Raw genomic sequence first — 14,969 nt, 5'->3', positions numbered from 1 at the left:
GGCTCAAATCTGGTCACGCGGCAGGCCGGCTTTGCGTTGCGCCCGTGCACTTGCACCATGCGCACGGCGATAAGCCCGGGCAAAAGAAGACTGTGATGCGAACCCCGTGGCCAACCCAATTTCATGCAACGACATATGGGATTGGGTCACCAAGCGCTGGGCTTCCGTCAGTCGCAAGGCTAAATAATGCGCTTGCGCGGTTGTGCGCAGATGGGTGCGAAAATGCGATTGCAGAACCCTTGTGCTGACGCCCGATGATTTTGCAATCTGGGTCAAAGACAAAGGCTGATCCAGGTTGTTTTCCATCATTTCATGCGCACGCGTGGTGACCCGCGACCCGAACCTGCCCAAAGGCCTGCGCCACTGCGGACGGCGTGGATCAGGTTGGTGATCAAGAACAAAACTGGCTGCGACCTTGCCCGCCAAAGCAGCCCCATGTTCTGTTTCGATGAAAGCCAGCATCATATCGATGGTTGGCGCAGCCCCCGCACTTGTCATTCGGGCTTCAGCGATCTGATACCGTGCATTCACAGTGTGAACGTCGGGAAAATGCCGGGAAAATTCTTCCAAATCTTCCCAATGCGTTGTGGCAGAGAGACCATCCAAAAGGCCGCTTTTCGCCATAACCCAAGGGCCCCCGTCAATACCGATCACACTGCGTGCTGTCGTTCCTAGGCGGGCCAGACTGGCGCAGAGTGCTGGGGTGGCTTGTGCCTCGACCTCAAAGCCTGCGACGACAATAAGCACGTCGCATCTTTGCACACGGGCCACAGGGGCCGCTTGGACACTCAGACCCGATGTCAAGGTAATCGCGGCATCTGTCGGTGTTGCAAAGGTCCATTCAAAAAGGGTGCGTCCGGCTTGACGGTTGGCTGCACGCATTGGGTCAACCGCGGCTGCAAAGCTCAGCGTGTTGCACTGATCCAAAACAAGGACCGTCGCTTGTGTGATTTTCGCGCTTAAAGGCAAAAAAATTTCGCTTTTTGACAAGTTGTTGATCGAAACCCACACCAAACTTGGCGGAAATGCAAGAAAGGGATGCACGATGCCACTGACCATGAACAAAGAGGTTTTCATCACATGCGCCGTGACCGGGTCCGGCGGCACTCAGGATCGCAGCCCTCATGTTCCCAGATCGCCCAAGCAGATCGCGGACAGCGCGATTGCAGCGGGAAAGGCGGGCGCGGCTGTTGTGCATTGCCATGTCCGTGACCCTGAAACCGGCGCACCCAGCCGTGATTTGCAATACTACCGCGAAGTCACAGACCGCATCCGCGACGCCGACGTCGATGTGGTTTTGAACCTGACCGCAGGTATGGGCGGGGACATGGTGTTTGGCACGCCTGACGCGCCGTTCCCTTTGAATGAGGCAGGCACCGATATGATTGGTGCCGCGGAACGCGTCGCCCATGTGGCGGAGTGCCTGCCCGAGATTTGCACGTTGGATTGCGGCACAATGAACTTTGCCGAAGCCGATTACGTCATGACGAACACCCCTGGAATGCTGACGGCCATGGGCACGATGATGACGCAGATGGGTGTGAAGCCCGAGATCGAAGCCTTTGACACCGGCCATTTATGGTATGCAAAACAACTGGTTGCCGATGGTGTGTTAGACAGCCCCGCTTTGGTCCAGCTGTGCATGGGCGTGCCATGGGGCGCACCTGATGATTTGAACACTTTCATGGCGATGGTGAACAATGTGCCAGACGATTGGACCTTCTCGGCCTTTGCGCTGGGCCGCAATCAAATGGCTTATGTTGCCGCGGCGGTCTTGGCAGGGGGTAATGTGCGTGTCGGCTTGGAAGACAACCTTTGGCTGGACAAAGGGGTCCTGGCGGAGAACTACCAACTGGTGGAGCGTGCAGGCACGATCATCGAAAACATGGGTGCACGTGTGATCACGGCTCAGGACGTGCGTGATAAACTGGGTTTGGTCAAAAGAGCGCCAAAATGACGTTGCTACGTGCAATCAGCGCTGCATTCGTTTTGGCGCTGATCGCAGCCTGTGATGTCATGCCTGCTGATAGCTTCCGTGATCCCGGCACGCCGATAAGTGCCACAACACGCTTTGATCCGGCCGCATTCAGCGGACGGTGGAGCATTGAGGCGGCGTTTGCAAACGACGCCCTTGCGGCCCCGAAGGGCACGCTGGACTTCGCCTATGATCCGTTGCGTCAACGTATCACGCATGGTGGCAAAACCTATACGATCCCGCGCCCAGGCGTTCTGGCACCAAACGATCCAAACGCCGCGAAACTGGTTGTGATGTGGGTGGATGCCGATTTTCGCACAGCTGCGATTGGCACCAGCGACGGGACATTTGGTGCGATCATCAACCGTGGTGCCGCCATTTCGAATGATCGCTTGAAGGCAGCCACAGAAATTCTGGAATTTTACGGCTGGGACACCAGCAAATTGATTGAGGTGAAGACATGACAAAAACAGCAGCAATCGTTGGTGGTGGCGTGATCGGCGGCGGATGGGCCGCGCGTTTTTTGCTGAACGGTTGGGACGTGCGCGTCTTTGATCCGGACCCCGAAGCCCAACGCAAAATGGATGAGGCCTTGACCAATGCCCGTCGCGCGATGCCGGGCCTTGTGGATGTGGCAATGCCCGCTGAAGGGGTGATGTCGTTTCATACGACCATTGAAGACGCGGTGACCGGGGCGGAGTGGATACAAGAAAGCGTTCCGGAGCGCCTTGATATCAAACACAAAACACTGGCGGAAATACAAGCAGCCTGCCTTGCCAGTGCCGTGATCGGATCGTCTACATCAGGGTTCAAACCCTCGGAACTGCAAGACGGCGCTGCGAACCCCGGTCAGATTATGGTCTGCCACCCCTTCAATCCTGTGTACCTGATGCCCTTGATCGAAGTTGTGCCATCACCAGCCACAAATGCGGCGCATGTGACAAAAGCCAAAGAAACACTGACGTCGTTGGGCATGTATCCTTTGCAGGTTCGCAAGGAAATTGACGCACATATCGCCGATCGTTTCCTAGAGGCCGTTTGGCGGGAAGCCCTTTGGCTGGTCAAGGACGGCGTTGCGACCACGGAAGAAATCGACAACGCAATCCGTTATGGCTTTGGCATTCGCTGGGCGCAGATGGGGCTGTTTGATACCTATCGTACCGCAGGTGGTGAAGCGGGTATGCGGCACTTCATGGCCCAATTCGGTCCTGCGCTTAAGTGGCCATGGACCAAGCTGATGGATGTGCCAGAATTCACCGACGAATTGGTAGACTTGATCGCGGGACAATCCGACGCGCAGTCAGGCCACATGAGCATCGCCGACATGTTGCGCATCCGCGACAACAATTTGGTGGCCATGATGCGCGCCCTCAAAGCGCAAGACTTTGGCGCGGGCGCATTGATGAACGCCCACGAACAGCACTTGCGGGCGCAAAGCGGGCTGGATGCACGTGTGGCTGATATCGCAGACGTGTCACAACCCTTGGTGACGGTGCACCGCACGGTTCCTTTGGATTGGACGGATTACAACGGCCACATGAACGAAGCCAAGTATTTGCAGGCCTTTGGCGATGCGACTGACCGATTTATGGAAATGATAGGATGTGATGCCGCCTACATTGCGACAGGCGGCAGCTATTTCACAGCTGAAACCCATATCCGCCATGTGGATGAAGCCCATGCAGGCGCAGTGATCGAAGTGCGTACGCAAGTTCTTATGGGGCAAGGTAAAAAGATGCATCTGTGGCACGAGATGTACGAGGCAGACAGACTGCTGGCCACTGGCGAACATTTTCTTTTGCATGTCAGTCTGGAAAGCCGGAAACCATGTGATCCCAGCGCCGAAATCGTGTCGGCGCTTGAACGTGTGGCGGTGGCGCATGCAGCATTGCCCAGCCCCCAAGGCGCGGGCCGCGCCGTTGGCCAACGTCCATGAAAAGGGTGTTGGTCACAGCAGGCGGGTCCGGCATCGGGCTTGCAATGGGGCACGCTTTTGATGCGGCAGGCTATGACGTTATTGTCACTGATGTTGATTCCGACGCGTTGGATCAAGCCCCTGCAAGCTGGGCCAAACATGTCGCAGACGCATCCAGTGAGGCGCAGATGGCAGTTGTTTTCGCAAAGATTGACGGCGATCTTAGCGCGGTCTGCGCAAATGCGGGCATCGCCGGGCCAACAGCTGCTATCGAAGACATCAAACTGGCGGATTGGCAACGCTGCGTCAGTGTGAATTTGGAAGGCGCATTTCTGGCATTGAAATATGCGGCCCCGCGTATGAAAGCGGCCGGCGCGGGCTCTGTCATTTTGACGTCCTCCACAGCTGGAATTTACGGGTACCCAAACCGCGCACCCTACGCTTCCGCCAAATGGGCGATTATCGGATTGATGAAGACATTTGCAATGGAAGCGGGACCATTCGGGGTGCGTGCCAATGCGATTTGTCCGGGGGCGGTGGAAGGCCCACGCATGGAAGGCGTGCTGGAACGTGAAGCTGCAGCAAAATCCATGACCCGTGATCAGGTCTATGATGGCTATGCAAAAGGCACATCCATGCGGTCTTTTGTCAAAGCTGCCGATATTGCGGATATGGCAGTATTTTTGGCGTCGGACGCAGCCCGTATGGTGTCAGGACAGGTGATTTCTGTGGATGGTCATACGGAAAACCCGGACCCGAAAATCTAGCGTATTTGGGTGCGTAACATGTGTAGGTGTTCTGGAATGTCGCGGGCTGTAAAGGATGCCTCGCGGACCAGATCATCGAAATGTGTTGTTAAAGTTTCAATGCGTTCGCGGTCACGGAACGCCATATAGTGCCCACCAGCATAGACCACTGCCAGAAGTGGACCAAAGACGGTGATGGGGGCGGAATACAATTTGCGGGCATCAAACAAATACAAGCGCAGGCGCGGGTACAGCTGTTCTGTCAGGCTTAACAGGTGGTCCATTTGTTCAATGCGAACAGCCGCTGGCAGGCCGCGGTAATAGCCGGTGCCAGCGGCGAAGCTTTGCAGTTCGAACATGGGTAGGGTGATTTCGTAGTCCGAAAGTGATCCGCGCATCCAGTCAAGCCGGTCCTGCGAAGCATTGATGGCTTGCGTCGTGGTGCGCCCTAAATGCGGGCTGTATTCCCATTCCAACATTGCATGGGTTTTCAGCATGTCGGGCAAGGCGGCTGGGACATGGCGGATTTTGTAGCCGACAGCCTCTTGGTGCCATGCGAAAATTTGTTCGTCGATCAGCGCACGCGGTGCTTTTGTGAAAGTCATAGCAGAGGATGCCAAAAAGGCGGCACTTTCTGGCCGATCCGATAGGCCCAGCAACCAGTCGGTCGATACGCCTAAATGCGCAGCACACGCTCCCACCAAATGCGCGTTCGGCAACCTTGCCCCTGTGTCTGATAGGGCTTGTGAGATGGTGGACCGATCTGCCCCGGTGGCCCGGGCCAAGGCACTTTGATTGCTGCCAGCCAAAGCAATTGCAGCGGCCAAACGTGTGCGGAAGAGATCGGAGCGTTCAATTTTGTTCATATTTATCACCATATGTAATATTAAATCACATATTGTAGATTTTGGTAATAAGATACGTAATGTTCAGCTTTGTATGGGGGGCGTAGGGTCGTCAAAAAAGGCGCTCTATGCAAACTGCTGATTGTACTTCCCACGTTGCCCAACCCACATCTGCACGAAAGCACAGCCACAGCGAATGGCCGACTATCTTTTTGTTCTTGGGATGTTTTTCTTTGTGGGGGGGCGCCGTTTTTATCTTGCCCCTGCTACATCCTGCCATTGGATTTCTGGGTCTGGTTCCGGCGTTGGTTTTGCATTCTTCATTGTCCCACGAGGTTCTGCATGGGCACCCGTTTACATCCAAAAAGCTGAACGAGGCATGCGTTATCGTGCAGCCAGGGCTTTTTATTCCGTATTTGCGGTTTCGGGACACCCATTTGGCCCACCATATGGATGCGCGATTGACGGACCCCTATGATGATCCAGAAAGCAACTATCTGGATCCCGCTGTTTGGAACCAGTTAAGCAATGGTGCGCAGTTGGCTTTGCGGTTCAACAACACTTTGCTGGGGCGCATTTTGATCGGCCCAATGGTGTCACAATGGGCGTTTATGTGTGGGGACATGAAGGCAATTATGCAGGCTGACAGACCGGTTCTGACCGCTTGGATCTGGCATGTGCCGGGGGTCGTGTTGGTTTTGGGCATTGTGCTGACATCTCAGATGCCACTTTGGATTTATGTCCTGGGGGCGTACTGCGCGTTGTCCGTTTTGAAGATCAGGACGTTTTTGGAACATCAAGCACACCTACGCGCTTCCGGGCGCAGCGTTATTATCGAAGACAAAGGGATTCTTGCGTTTCTATTCTTGAACAACAACTTACACGCCGTGCATCACATGCATCCGTCTGTGCCGTGGTACCATTTGCGCGGTCTGTATTGGGGCAATAAGTCCCGTTATGTGACGTGTAATGGCGGTTACGTCTACGGGTCGTATATGCAGGTTTTCAGGCGCTACTTTTGGACGCGCAAAGATCCTGTGGCACATCCGCTCTGGCCAATGCGCTAAGATTGGCGCATCAGGGCGGCATGGACCTTTGGATTTATGTCACCTTGGCTGCGGCCACCTTTCAAACTGTACGCTTTATGCTGCAAAAGCAGATGGCGACGTCCACTCTCAGTGCGTCAGGGGCGACATTTGCGCGCTTTTTTTATTCCGCACCCTTAGTGGCTGTGTTGATGGCGTTGTATATGACGGTACGAGGTCAGAGTTTCCCGGACTTATCGACAGCGTTCTGGATGTATGGCGCCGTCGGTGGTCTGGCACAGATCCTGGCGACAGTGTGTGTTGTGATGCTGTTCAAGCAACGTAATTTCGCTGTCGGGATCACCTTCAAGAAAAGCGAAGTTGTTCTAATCGTCGTCATGAGCGTTTTGGTCTTGGGCGAAAAAGTCACATGGTTGGGATTCGGCGCGATCTTGTTGGGCGTCGTCGGGTTGCTTTTGCTGTCCTCTGCGCCAAAGGATCAAGCGTTTCGACTACGGGACATGGCCAACAAGGCCGCAGGTTTGGGCCTGCTGTCCGGGGCGCTATTTGCCGTCTCGGGTGTGACTTACCGCGGCGCATCATTGGAATTGCCTTTGGATGACCCTTTGGCGCGGGCGGCTATTACCCTATCCGCGGTGACGGCCATGCAGCTGGCCGCGATGGCCGTTTGGTTGCGTTTGCGTGAAGTCGGGCAAATCACAGCTGTTTGGAAGGCCCGACGCGTGGCTGGATGGATCGGGATGTTCTCGATGGCCGGATCGTTCTGCTGGTTTTTGGCGTTTACTTTGCAAAACGCGGCATACGTCAAAGCATTGGGACAGGTCGAATTGATCCTGAGCCTTATGGTCACTGCTCTGTTTTTCAAAGAAAAAATCACACCAAGAGAGATAACAGGCGTATGTATCTTAGGTGCTTCGGTGGTCTTGTTGGTCAGTGTTATCTAAACTGGCAGGCTACCTGTCTTGCGGCTTGCCATGTAGCCGTGCGAACAGGCTTTCTTCGTCGTTATTGTTGAAAAAAGGCACGCTTGCGGGTGGTGATGTATCACCGACACGTGCTTGTATCTCGCTTAGGACAACTTCTGTGATGAAAGGCATGTCAAAACTACGTGCCTGAGCCAACGAAACCCACTGAAGATGTGATAGCTCGTCTGAAGCCGCACTGAAATCATCAGGGTCACTTACCAGATCGTCAGCGTCGATTAGGAAAAAACGGGCATCAAAGCGACGGGGGCGACCCGGTGGCGTGATCGCACGAAACACAAACTGCAAAGGGGCTGCATGTGGCACATGGCCGGTGGCCGCGAAATCCACCCAATCGGCCGGCACTTCGCCATCCCAAGTGCCGGGCTGGCCCAACACCTGACCGGTTTCTTCGAACAACTCGCGGATTGCAGCGACGCCCAGTGCATGCGTCATGTCTTCGGGGCTTTCGTCCAGCAGCCTGTCCGCGCAAGGGGACCCCATAGGTGTCCCTAGCGAAACGTCGGCGTCACCTGCGTCAACTGCGCCGCCCGGGAACACAAATTTGTTTGGCATGAACACAGCTTTGGCACCACGTTGACCCATCAAAATATGTGGGTCGGTCAGGCGGTCGCGCAACACGATCACAGTGGCTGCGTGTCTAATCTGTGTCTTGTCGATGCTCATGTGCGGTCCTTGTCCAAATCCGGCCCCATCTTACGAAGGGGCCTTGCGTCAGGACGAGGTTCCGAAGCCCCCCATCTGACGCGCCCATTGATACCCGACAATGGCGCCCTTCAGTCTGGGCAGAAGGTAGAGCGATAGTGCCACACAGCCAACCGCAAAAATGGTAAACAAAACCAATGGTTCGGGACGCCATGTTACAAAGGCGATATGCAGCAGCGGCGCCATAAGGTGGCCAACCACCAAAATCGTCAAATATGCAGGACCATCATCCGCTTTGTGGTGGTGCAATTCCTGACGACACACTGCGCAGCGGTCTTCCACCTTCAGATAGCTTTTCAAAAGTGCGCCGCGTCCGCATTTGGGACATTTACGGCGCCACCCTTTGCGGATTGCAGCCCAAGTGGATCGTGTATTTTCACCGTCTTGTAGTGCGTCATGGTCCGCAAAGTTTGAATCGCTCATACAACTAATCCTTTTATAGAACTGTTAGATGCGCCCATTTGAGACGTTTTGAAAGGTGACAGGATGCCCTTGCGTCCCAATGTCGCAAAGCGCCGAGAGAAAATTAAAAAAGATGCGACGGAAAGTATTTGGCGCCTCGTTCTAAGATGTGACCGGCCCAAAAGGGGACGGAAAGGCAATAATGGAGACGATCCTATGACACAGACAATCAAATTCGTTCTGGCAGCATGCGCCGGACTTGCGTTGGTCAGCCCTGCTTTTGCAAATACGAAGGGTGCAGGCAAAAGTCCGCCAAGCTTCGAAACACTGGATGTAGATGGCAACGGCCAAATCACCGAAGCCGAAATGCGCGCCCATGGTGTTGCACGTTTCGAAGGGATGGACACCGATAAAGACGGCTTTTTGTCGAAGGCTGAACTGGAAGCGGCAGGCACAAAACGGGCTCAGAAACGCAGTGCCCGTATGATGTCGCATCTGGATGCCAACGAAGACGGGCAACTGTCACTCGAAGAGGTGCAAAAACGCGGCCGTGCGGGCAAGATGCTGTCGCGCATGGATAAGGATGAAGACGGCAGCGTGTCGCGGGACGAATACGATACGGCACGCGCTCATATGAAAAAGCGTCATAAAAAGAACTAAACCAGAAGTTTCGGGGCCGCGCTTGTCACAGGTGTGGCCCCGAGTTAACGCTTGGATGACTATGAATATGCCATTGGACGCAGAACCGGCCACAGATGATGCTGCATTGCTTGCCCGCTATGCACGCGGCGACGCTGCGGCGGCACGGTTGTTGACGGCGCGTCTGACACCACGCGTTTATGCGCAGGCATTTCGGGTCTTGGGCGACGGGGCGGAAGCCGAAGATGTGGCCCAAGAGGCCATGTTGCGTCTTTGGAAGACGGCACCGCAGTGGCGTGAAGGCGAAGCAAAAGTGTCGACGTGGTTGTACAGGGTAACAGCAAACCTGTGCATAGACCGCTTGCGCCGAACACGTGGTGCCGCATTGGACGACGTGGCAGAACCACAAGACCCGACGCCAGGTGTCGAAGCTAAAATGCAGGACCGTGCCCGCATGGATGCGTTACAAATGGCACTGAACGCGTTGCCAGACCGGCAACGTCAGGCTGTGGTCTTGCGTCATATCGAGGGTTTGGCAAATCCGGAGATCGCGCAGATCTTGGACATCAGCACAGAAGCTGTTGAAAGCTTAACAGCGCGGGGCAAGCGGGCATTGGCCACTTCATTGGCAGGGGCGCGCGCAGAATTGGGGTACACAGATGACACAGAATAAGTCTGAAATGATGGACTTGGACGCTTTGTTGGCAGGTGCCAAAAACCCGCCTGCACCGGATGCGCTAATGGGCCGCGTTCTTGAGGACGCATTGAAAGAACAGCCATTGCCGACCCTGCGTGAGACGCCCACGATGATGCAACAGGTTTTGGCTGTTCTGGGTGGATGGCAAGGCATGGGTGGTTTGGTGGCAGCGACATGTGCAGGGCTGTGGATTGGTATCAGCCCGCCCACAAATTTACCTGATGGGTTGATAAGCCTTTTAGGGTCGGACACAGGCACGGCCGCGGTGTTCACACAACAAGAACCAGAGCTGGGAAGCTTTGGGTGGGATCTGGAAGAGAGCTAACCCATGGAAAATGATATGAATGAAACTGGTCACATCACGCGGATTCCGCGCCTGTTCAAAGTTGTGTTGGGTCTGTCTTTAGCCTTCAACCTGCTGGTCATCGGCGTCATTGTAGGGGCGGGCGCACGCGGTGGCGGACCTATGCGAGGTGCCGGCCTTACCAACTACGCGATGCCCTATGTCAAAGCTTTGCCGGGCGAAGATCGCCGCGCCATTTTCAAGCGCATGCGGCGTGACGGGGTGCCCCAAATGCCTGATAGAAAACAGCGTCGGGCGCTGTATTTTCAGATGGTCTCCGTGTTGGAAGCCGACAACTTTGATGAAGTCGCGGCGGAAGCGATTTTGAAACAGCAAGGCACCACGTCTGTTGCAGCCATGACTGCAGCACAGAAGGCTTGGATCGAACATGTAAGCGAAATGGATGATGCGGCACGCCAAGCTTATGCTGTGGAAGTTCAACAGGAATTGGAACGCCGCCACAAACACAAAAAACCAAAACAATAGCGCCGTCGTGTTTATGCGGCAGGACGGCTTAACCTGACTTGGTTTCGCCCCAGTTCTTTTGCGTGATACAGGGCCTTGTCGGCTTGATCCAAAAGCCCTGCCGCCACGTTGCCCGCGCCGTACCTTTCGAAAGTTGACGCGTCTCCGATGGCCAAGCCAATGCTGATGGTCGCTGTCAAAGGACCCGAGCCATCGGGCTGTTGGAACGGTGCACACCCTATCAATTCGCACAAACGGGTTGCCGCAAGGCGTGCATTACGCAAACCAACCCCAGGCATCACCACCAGAAATTCTTCTCCGCCAATCCGTGCCACCAAATCAACGGCCCGCAGATTTTCTCGCAGCCGTTGCGCAGTTTCCACCAGAACAACGTCACCCGTTGCGTGGCCGTAAACGTCATTGATGTGTTTGAAGTAATCCATATCCGCAACCATCACGGCAAAAGGTTTGCCTGACCTTTGGGCGTTTTCTGCAATCCGGGCCAGATGGGGCATGGCATAGCGTCGGTTGTGCAGTCCGGTTAGCGGATCACAGACGGCCGCTTCCAGACCGGTACGTACGGTCGCACGCAGCCTGTCGGCGATGTGCTTGCGTTTGACCAGGGTCTGGATACGCAACGCCATTTCTTGGGCGGCGAAACCTTCCGTCATGATGTCACTGGCGCCCAGATCCAAAGCTTGAGAGGCTAAATCGGCGTCCTTGTTTGATTGGACGACCAGAACACCGCTGTGGCGCGTGCGCGAATGGGACCTGATCTCAGCCAGCATCCGCAACATTTCAGGTGCATTTTCACGACCCATGTCCAGAATGAAGACATCGGGTTCTTTGCCGTTGGCAGTATCGCAGGTTGGTCCCAGTCCGTTTTGGGGTTTGGCCATGTCCAAGGTGATGCCTACCAAAGACGACAATTGGTGTGTCCAGACCTTTGCGATTGTGGTGTTGCTGGACATGATTGTGGCGCGCGCGGCATGTTCGAAAGCTGTTGGAGCTTCGGCCAGACCAAGGGCGCGGGATGTGTCGTCACGCAGTTTCCATTCGGCTGCAGAATTGCAAACACGGACCAAACTGCGCACACGGGCCAAAAGCAAAACATCATCAAAAGGTTTGGCTATGACATCGTCAAAACCTGCAGCAAGCAAATCCAGACGGGCAGCGTTACTGCCTTCGTTCTGGAACGCAATCATGGGGACGTCGCGCATCTGACGCGATTTTCTCACGCGCTCAATCAGGGATGTGGCGTCACCATCAGGCAATTCCTGCGCTGTAAGAATGACATCGGGTACAGTTCTTTTGATCGCTGTCAACGCATCCGAAATGGATCCGGCCTGCACAACACTATAGTGTGCGGTGGACAGTTTCACCTTCAGAACGATCCGGTTCGTTGAAATCGGATCTATGACCAGGATCTTCCCGTGCATATCTTCCTACCAAAGCAGTTGCGTTTTTGTCTGCACTCAGGTTTGTCGTTTTAGGTTAATAAAGCGTTTCGATTTCCAGCAGGACAGGAAACTAAAGTGTTACATTCGCAAGAATCCGCCGAGACATTGGCTTTGCAGGCGTTGGCCTGGCTGGCCGGGCAAGAAGAATTACTGCCTGTTTTCCTTGGCGCAACAGGTGCCAGCGAAGCGGATGTACGCGCCGGCGCTTCTGACCCTGCGTTTCTGGCCGCCTTGCTGGATTTCTTGATGATGGACGATGCTTGGGTCGTACAGTTTTGTGATTCTGCGGGTGTGCCCTACGATCGCATAATGCAGGCCCGCTACGCTTTGCCCGGCGGCGCAGATACACATTGGACATGACCATGAAGAACACTCCGATCACGGCGCTTATTTTCGACAAAGATGGCACATTGTTTGAATTCGCCGCCACATGGGAAGCTTGGGCGCAAGCAATGTTGCTGAGACTGACATCCGGTGACCGCGTGCGTGCGGCACAGATCGGGACCAAAATCGGCTTTGATTTGGACAGCCGCAGCTTTCAAAACGATAGCATTGCAATTGCAGGTACAGCGGGGGAAATCGCTGATGTGATTGCACCACTGTGCCCCGAACTGTCGCGCGATGCAGTATTTGAGCTGATCAATGACGAAGCAGGCGCAGCCCCCCAAATCGAAGCTGTGCCTTTGGTCCCTTTCTTGAAGGATTTGCGCAGCCGTGGCTTGAAAACCGGAGTTGCCACAAATGACGCAGAAGCGCCTGCGCGAAAACACCTTATGGCTGCCGGTGTTGTCGATCATCTTGATTTTATTGCGGGTTTCGATAGCGGCCACGGTGGAAAACCCGCGCCTGGTCAGCTTTTGGCCTTTTGTGCGGCCACGGGGTGTGACCCTGCACATGTGGTTATGGTCGGCGACAGCACGCATGATTTACGGGCAGGTCGTTCGGCTGGCATGCGTACGATCGGAGTGCTGACAGGGATGGCGGACCGCGAAGTTCTGGCGCCGTTTGCCGATGTGATCTTTCCAGATATCGGTCACATTCCGGGTTGGCTGGACGGGCAAGTCTGAGGGCTTCGCAATAAATGCGACAGTTTATGTCGCAAATGGAAAGGCCGGTGCGGTGATGTGCCGTTTGGATACCTGCAACACAAGCAAGGGGTCCAGACATGTCCGAACGCAACAAACGCAGAACCCGCGGTGGAGGTCGTGCTGGCGCAGCCGAGCGTCGGGGATCAGCTGTCATTGAGCAAATGCCGTGGAACCCGCCGAAAATGATTGACCCGCCAGTCGAACCTCTCAGCCCTGAGGGTGTCGAAGCCATTCACGACGGAGCGATGCGTATTCTGGAAGAAATCGGGATCGAGTTTCTAAATCCGGAAGCTCTTGAGATTTTGCGCGAAGCAGGATGTACGATTGATGGTGAAAACGTTCGTATGGGCCGCGAATTCGTCATGGAAATGGTCGCGAAAGCACCAAGCGAGTTCACAATCACGCCGCGCAACCCGGACCGTGCCATTACCATCGGTGGCAACAACCTGAATTTCGGAAACGTATCATCACCGCCCAACTACTGGGATATGTCGATTGGCACAAAAGTCGCCGGCACGCGCGAGATGTGCCAGAATTTGTTGAAATTGACCCAATACTTCAATTGCATCCACTTCGCCGGGGGCTATCCGGTAGAACCTGTAGATATTCATGCGTCGGTACGCCATCTGGACGTTTTGTTCGACAAATTGACGCTGACTGACAAAGCCATGCATGCCTATTCGCTCGGCAAAGAACGGGTTGAAGATGTGATGGAGATGGTGCGCATCGCGGGCGGTCACAGTCACGAAGACTTCGACGCCAGCCCGAAAATGTACACCAACATCAACTCGACCTCGCCTTTGAAGCATGACTATCCGATGATGGACGGCTGGATGCGCATGGCGCGTCGGGGGCAGGGGCTGGTTGTGACACCCTTTACATTGGCGGGGGCAATGGCGCCTGTGACGATGGCGGGGGCCGTGGCCCAGTCGCTAGCTGAAGGGCTATGCGCAATTGTGCTGGCGCAATACATCAATCCGGGTGTGGCATGCGCGATTGGCACTTTTACATCAAATGTTGATATGAAATCCGGTGCGCCTGCGTTTGGGACACCGGAATATATGCGCGCAACTCAAATGACGGGGCAGATGGCGCGGTTTTACGGGTTGCCTCTGCGCTCATCTGGGGTGTGTGCTGCGAATGTGCCTGATGGACAGGCGATGTGGGAGACATCAAACAGCCTCTGGGCGGCAGTGCAGTCGGGAACCAATATGGTGTATCACGCGGCGGGCTGGCTGGAAGGCGGGCTGATTGCAAGCCCCGAGAAATTCATTATGGATTGTGAAATACTACAGCAAATTCAAAGGTATATGGACCCCGCGATCACGGCGACGGGCGTTGATGAAATCGCGCTTGAAGCGATCAAGTCGGTTGGCAATGACGGGCATTTCTTCGGGATTCAACACACACAGGATCGATATACGACAGCCTTCTACCAACCTTTCCTAAGTGACTGGAAAAACTACGAAGGATGGGAAGTGGCTGGTGGAATTTGGACACCCGAGCGGGCGCATCTGATGTTCAAAGAGATCATTGCGAATTTTGAGGCACCGCCAATGGACGTCTCAATTCGGGAAGAATTGGAAGCATTTGTTGCAAAACGTAAAGAAGAAGGCGGGGCGCCCACCGACTTTTGATGGTGTTTCATAGCGCCATAAAA

The 14,969-nt window shown here is 54.9% G+C and carries 18 protein-coding genes; 13 read left to right on the top strand and 5 right to left on the bottom strand.

Features of this window, described 5'->3' with window-relative positions; all coding sequences use genetic code 11:
- Positions 1 to 3: 3 nt before the first annotated feature.
- A complete protein-coding gene (locus ASD8599_RS14920) occupies positions 4 to 1,077 on the bottom strand; it encodes a GlxA family transcriptional regulator (RefSeq protein ID WP_245926060.1) in 1,074 nt (357 codons plus the stop codon).
- On the opposite strand from ASD8599_RS14920, the gene bcoG reads away from it, so the two are divergent.
- Genes bcoG through ASD8599_RS14900 form a run of 4 tightly spaced genes read left to right on the top strand, consistent with a single transcriptional unit; the run spans position 1,046 to position 4,657 of the window.
- Positions 1,046 to 1,957: a 3-dehydrocarnitine:acetyl-CoA trimethylamine transferase BcoG gene (bcoG, locus tag ASD8599_RS14915; protein WP_108829263.1), complete on the top strand. Its 912-nt coding sequence runs from the start codon at positions 1,046 to 1,048 to the stop codon at positions 1,955 to 1,957. The two genes, ASD8599_RS14920 and bcoG, sit on opposite strands and share 32 nt — an antisense overlap.
- The gene (locus ASD8599_RS14910) at positions 1,954 to 2,439 is read left to right on the top strand and encodes a lipocalin family protein (RefSeq protein ID WP_108829262.1); all 486 of its coding nucleotides are present in this window, start codon (positions 1,954 to 1,956) and stop codon (positions 2,437 to 2,439) included. Before bcoG ends, ASD8599_RS14910 begins: the two co-directional genes overlap by 4 nt.
- Positions 2,436 to 3,911 carry a carnitine 3-dehydrogenase gene (locus ASD8599_RS14905; RefSeq protein ID WP_108829261.1) on the top strand — a complete coding sequence of 492 codons (1,476 nt, stop codon included), beginning with the start codon at positions 2,436 to 2,438 and terminating at the stop codon, positions 3,909 to 3,911. The genes ASD8599_RS14910 and ASD8599_RS14905 overlap by 4 nt, the downstream gene beginning before the upstream one ends.
- Entirely contained in the window at positions 3,908 to 4,657 is a 750-nt protein-coding gene (locus tag ASD8599_RS14900; protein WP_108829260.1) for an SDR family oxidoreductase, read from the top strand. Before ASD8599_RS14905 ends, ASD8599_RS14900 begins: the two co-directional genes overlap by 4 nt.
- Here the strand turns inward: ASD8599_RS14900 and ASD8599_RS14895 are convergent.
- Positions 4,654 to 5,514, bottom strand: a complete 861-nt coding sequence (locus ASD8599_RS14895; protein WP_108829259.1) for a helix-turn-helix domain-containing protein — start codon at positions 5,512 to 5,514, stop codon at positions 4,654 to 4,656. The two genes, ASD8599_RS14900 and ASD8599_RS14895, sit on opposite strands and share 4 nt — an antisense overlap.
- 224 nt (positions 5,515 to 5,738) lie before the next feature.
- Between ASD8599_RS14895 and ASD8599_RS14890 the strand changes: the two genes are divergently transcribed.
- Positions 5,739 to 6,548 (top strand): fatty acid desaturase, encoded by an 810-nt coding sequence (locus tag ASD8599_RS14890; RefSeq protein ID WP_245926059.1) that lies wholly within the window; start codon positions 5,739 to 5,741, stop codon positions 6,546 to 6,548.
- A 20-nt stretch (positions 6,549 to 6,568) separates the two neighbouring features.
- Positions 6,569 to 7,471: a DMT family transporter gene (locus ASD8599_RS14885; RefSeq protein WP_108830215.1), complete on the top strand. Its 903-nt coding sequence runs from the start codon at positions 6,569 to 6,571 to the stop codon at positions 7,469 to 7,471.
- A gap of 9 nt (positions 7,472 to 7,480) precedes the next feature.
- Here the strand turns inward: ASD8599_RS14885 and ASD8599_RS14880 are convergent, their stop codons facing one another.
- Complete coding sequence (locus ASD8599_RS14880; RefSeq protein WP_108829257.1) at positions 7,481 to 8,176, bottom strand: NUDIX hydrolase; 696 nt, start codon at positions 8,174 to 8,176, stop codon at positions 7,481 to 7,483.
- 48 nt (positions 8,177 to 8,224) lie between these two features.
- Complete coding sequence (locus tag ASD8599_RS14875) at positions 8,225 to 8,638, bottom strand: DUF983 domain-containing protein (protein ID WP_108829256.1); 414 nt, start codon at positions 8,636 to 8,638, stop codon at positions 8,225 to 8,227.
- A 195-nt stretch (positions 8,639 to 8,833) separates the two neighbouring features.
- On the opposite strand from ASD8599_RS14875, the gene ASD8599_RS14870 reads away from it, so the two are divergent.
- The 4 genes from ASD8599_RS14870 to ASD8599_RS14855 all read left to right on the top strand — a co-directional run bounded on the left by ASD8599_RS14870 (position 8,834) and on the right by ASD8599_RS14855 (position 10,782).
- On the top strand, positions 8,834 to 9,277 hold the full coding sequence (locus ASD8599_RS14870; RefSeq protein WP_181364503.1) for an EF-hand domain-containing protein: 444 nt from the start codon (positions 8,834 to 8,836) through the stop codon (positions 9,275 to 9,277).
- A gap of 61 nt (positions 9,278 to 9,338) precedes the next feature.
- The gene (locus ASD8599_RS14865) at positions 9,339 to 9,929 is read left to right on the top strand and encodes an RNA polymerase sigma factor (RefSeq protein ID WP_108829254.1); all 591 of its coding nucleotides are present in this window, start codon (positions 9,339 to 9,341) and stop codon (positions 9,927 to 9,929) included.
- Positions 9,916 to 10,278 carry a hypothetical protein gene (locus tag ASD8599_RS14860; RefSeq protein ID WP_108829253.1) on the top strand — a complete coding sequence of 121 codons (363 nt, stop codon included), beginning with the start codon at positions 9,916 to 9,918 and terminating at the stop codon, positions 10,276 to 10,278. The genes ASD8599_RS14865 and ASD8599_RS14860 overlap by 14 nt, the downstream gene beginning before the upstream one ends.
- Positions 10,279 to 10,281: 3 nt before the next feature.
- Positions 10,282 to 10,782 (top strand): periplasmic heavy metal sensor, encoded by a 501-nt coding sequence (locus ASD8599_RS14855; protein WP_108829252.1) that lies wholly within the window; start codon positions 10,282 to 10,284, stop codon positions 10,780 to 10,782.
- An 11-nt stretch (positions 10,783 to 10,793) separates the two neighbouring features.
- Here ASD8599_RS14855 and ASD8599_RS14850 read toward each other — a convergent pair whose 3' ends face one another.
- On the bottom strand, positions 10,794 to 12,200 hold the full coding sequence (locus ASD8599_RS14850; protein WP_108829251.1) for a diguanylate cyclase: 1,407 nt from the start codon (positions 12,198 to 12,200) through the stop codon (positions 10,794 to 10,796).
- A gap of 96 nt (positions 12,201 to 12,296) precedes the next feature.
- Here ASD8599_RS14850 and ASD8599_RS14845 point away from each other — a divergent pair, with 96 nt between their 5' ends.
- The 3 genes from ASD8599_RS14845 (at position 12,297) to ASD8599_RS14835 (ending at position 14,946) form a co-directional block, all read left to right on the top strand.
- A complete protein-coding gene (locus tag ASD8599_RS14845; RefSeq protein WP_108829250.1) occupies positions 12,297 to 12,581 on the top strand; it encodes a DUF3572 domain-containing protein in 285 nt (94 codons plus the stop codon).
- A 2-nt stretch (positions 12,582 to 12,583) separates the two neighbouring features.
- Complete coding sequence (locus ASD8599_RS14840; RefSeq protein WP_108829249.1) at positions 12,584 to 13,288, top strand: HAD family hydrolase; 705 nt, start codon at positions 12,584 to 12,586, stop codon at positions 13,286 to 13,288.
- 98 nt (positions 13,289 to 13,386) lie between these two features.
- A complete protein-coding gene (locus ASD8599_RS14835; RefSeq protein WP_108829248.1) occupies positions 13,387 to 14,946 on the top strand; it encodes a trimethylamine methyltransferase family protein in 1,560 nt (519 codons plus the stop codon).
- Positions 14,947 to 14,969: the final 23 nt, after the last annotated feature.

The sequence above is a fragment of the Ascidiaceihabitans donghaensis genome (genome assembly GCF_900302465.1).
Classification (GTDB): Bacteria; Pseudomonadota; Alphaproteobacteria; order Rhodobacterales; family Rhodobacteraceae; genus Ascidiaceihabitans; species Ascidiaceihabitans donghaensis.
The sequence above is the reverse complement of the archived record's forward strand: the minus strand, read 5'-3'. Positions and strand labels throughout refer to the sequence as shown.

Bases quoted from the DNA above. Each gene is read 5' to 3' on its own strand.
- bcoG (WP_108829263.1), top strand. From the start codon at position 1,046: ATGCCACTGACCATGAACAAAGAGGTTTTCATCACATGCGCCGTGACC.
- ASD8599_RS14920 (WP_245926060.1), bottom strand. From the start codon at position 1,077: ATGAAAACCTCTTTGTTCATGGTCAGTGGCATCGTGCATCCCTTTCTT.
- ASD8599_RS14910 (WP_108829262.1), top strand. From the start codon at position 1,954: ATGACGTTGCTACGTGCAATCAGCGCTGCATTCGTTTTGGCGCTGATC.
- ASD8599_RS14905 (WP_108829261.1), top strand. From the start codon at position 2,436: ATGACAAAAACAGCAGCAATCGTTGGTGGTGGCGTGATCGGCGGCGGA.
- ASD8599_RS14900 (WP_108829260.1), top strand. From the start codon at position 3,908: ATGAAAAGGGTGTTGGTCACAGCAGGCGGGTCCGGCATCGGGCTTGCA.
- ASD8599_RS14895 (WP_108829259.1), bottom strand. From the start codon at position 5,514: ATGGTGATAAATATGAACAAAATTGAACGCTCCGATCTCTTCCGCACA.
- ASD8599_RS14885 (WP_108830215.1), top strand. From the start codon at position 6,569: ATGGACCTTTGGATTTATGTCACCTTGGCTGCGGCCACCTTTCAAACT.
- ASD8599_RS14880 (WP_108829257.1), bottom strand. From the start codon at position 8,176: ATGAGCATCGACAAGACACAGATTAGACACGCAGCCACTGTGATCGTG.
- ASD8599_RS14875 (WP_108829256.1), bottom strand. From the start codon at position 8,638: ATGAGCGATTCAAACTTTGCGGACCATGACGCACTACAAGACGGTGAA.
- ASD8599_RS14870 (WP_181364503.1), top strand. From the start codon at position 8,834: ATGACACAGACAATCAAATTCGTTCTGGCAGCATGCGCCGGACTTGCG.
- ASD8599_RS14865 (WP_108829254.1), top strand. From the start codon at position 9,339: ATGAATATGCCATTGGACGCAGAACCGGCCACAGATGATGCTGCATTG.
- ASD8599_RS14860 (WP_108829253.1), top strand. From the start codon at position 9,916: ATGACACAGAATAAGTCTGAAATGATGGACTTGGACGCTTTGTTGGCA.
- ASD8599_RS14855 (WP_108829252.1), top strand. From the start codon at position 10,282: ATGGAAAATGATATGAATGAAACTGGTCACATCACGCGGATTCCGCGC.
- ASD8599_RS14850 (WP_108829251.1), bottom strand. From the start codon at position 12,200: ATGCACGGGAAGATCCTGGTCATAGATCCGATTTCAACGAACCGGATC.
- ASD8599_RS14840 (WP_108829249.1), top strand. From the start codon at position 12,584: ATGAAGAACACTCCGATCACGGCGCTTATTTTCGACAAAGATGGCACA.
- ASD8599_RS14835 (WP_108829248.1), top strand. From the start codon at position 13,387: ATGTCCGAACGCAACAAACGCAGAACCCGCGGTGGAGGTCGTGCTGGC.